2 protein-coding genes are annotated in these 817 nt (G+C 73.4%); both read left to right on the top strand.

What is annotated here, in order from left to right; all coding sequences use genetic code 11:
- The first annotated feature begins 78 nt into the window (after window positions 1–78).
- Window positions 79–432 carry an RNA-binding S4 domain-containing protein gene (locus B8460_RS12625; RefSeq protein WP_084623602.1) on the top strand — a complete coding sequence of 118 codons (354 nt, stop codon included), beginning with the start codon at window positions 79–81 and terminating at the stop codon, window positions 430–432.
- Complete coding sequence (gene fdxA, locus B8460_RS12620) at window positions 429–761, top strand: ferredoxin FdxA (protein ID WP_048861957.1); 333 nt, start codon at window positions 429–431, stop codon at window positions 759–761. The genes B8460_RS12625 and fdxA overlap by 4 nt, the downstream gene beginning before the upstream one ends.
- Window positions 762–817: the final 56 nt, after the last annotated feature.

Genomic DNA, 817 nt, shown 5'->3' with positions numbered 1-817 from the left:
CGGGCCCTTCGCCGCCCTCGCCGCGCTGCGCGACGCCGCCGAACCGTCGCCGCCGCCCCGAAGCCGGCGGGGGGCGCGATGAGCGGCGACGACCGCGGCGACTGGCAGCGCCTCGACAAATGGCTGTGGTGCGCGCGCTTCCTGCGTCACCGCGCGGACTGCACCCGGCTGGTGGCCGGCGGGCTGGTGCGGATCAACCGCGCGCCGACGGACAAGCCGCACGCGCGGCTGCGGGTGGGCGACGTGCTCACGGTGCCGCTCGGGCACGAGGTGCGGGTGGTGCGCGTCCTCGCCCTCGCCCCGCGGCGGGGGCCGGCGGCCGAGGCGGCCACGCTTTATCAGGCGATCGACGCACCCGCGTCTTGTGCCGATGCGAAATCGCCTGCATATGCCGCGCCGGAACTACAGGGACTGCCCGGGGGATTGCGATGACGTACGTCGTCACCGAGAGCTGCATACGCTGCAAGTACATGGACTGCGTCGAAGTCTGCCCGGTCGATTGCTTCTATGTCGGCGAGAACATGCTCGTCATCCATCCCGACGAGTGCATCGACTGCGGCGTCTGCGAGCCGGAATGCCCGGCCGAGGCGATCGTGCCGGACAGCGACGACCGCGCCGCCGACTGGCAGGAACGCAACCGCACCTATGCGGCGCAGTGGCCCAACATCACCCGCAAGGGCGAGCCGCCGGCCGATGCCGACGAGTGGAAGGGCAAGCCGGACAAGGCCGCCCTGTTCTCGCCCGAGCCCGGCACCGCCTGATCGCGGGTGCCGCGACCGGCACGGCCGGGCCGCGCGCCCGGCCGCCCCAGGCGGGG

Source organism: Acidisphaera rubrifaciens HS-AP3 (assembly GCF_000964365.1).
GTDB classification, from domain to species: Bacteria; Pseudomonadota; Alphaproteobacteria; order Acetobacterales; family Acetobacteraceae; genus Acidisphaera; species Acidisphaera rubrifaciens.
The sequence above is the reverse complement of the archived record's forward strand: the minus strand, read 5'-3'. Positions and strand labels throughout refer to the sequence as shown.

Coding starts and splice junctions, on each gene's coding strand:
- B8460_RS12625 (WP_084623602.1), top strand. CDS start 79: ATGAGCGGCGACGACCGCGGCGACTGGCAGCGCCTCGACAAATGGCTG.
- fdxA (WP_048861957.1), top strand. CDS start 429: ATGACGTACGTCGTCACCGAGAGCTGCATACGCTGCAAGTACATGGAC.